Source organism: Marinobacter sp. UBA2498 (assembly GCF_002341575.1).
GTDB classification, from domain to species: Bacteria; Pseudomonadota; Gammaproteobacteria; order Pseudomonadales; family Oleiphilaceae; genus Marinobacter; species Marinobacter manganoxydans.
Genome location: NZ_DDOI01000109.1, coordinates 35,274 through 35,511, shown reverse-complemented (window position 1 = coordinate 35,511; position 238 = coordinate 35,274). Strand labels below are relative to the sequence as shown.

Below are 238 nucleotides of genomic sequence, written 5' to 3'. Positions count from 1 at the left end.
ATCAGCGGTGAAATCTCCGAGCCGACGACGCACACGGCAAGGGAGTGTGGTATCCACTACTATGCGGCTGGTCATCACGCGACTGAGCGTTATGGTGTGCAAGCGCTCGGGAAAGCGTTAGCCGAGGAATTTGGGGTGAGTCACAAGTTTATTGATTGCGACAACCCTGTCTAATCAGGAATAGATGGTTAGATGAAGGCTTAGTGCGAATTGCACAGAGTCGACGGAGCGGGGTAGT

1 protein-coding gene is annotated in these 238 nt (G+C 52.9%); it reads left to right on the top strand.

What is annotated here, in order from left to right; genetic code table 11:
• A partial coding sequence (locus tag B2W52_RS15395) for a Nif3-like dinuclear metal center hexameric protein (RefSeq protein WP_286803693.1) occupies nucleotides 1-174 on the top strand: 174 nt, incomplete at its 5' end.
• Between the last annotated feature and the right edge of the window lie 64 nt (nucleotides 175-238).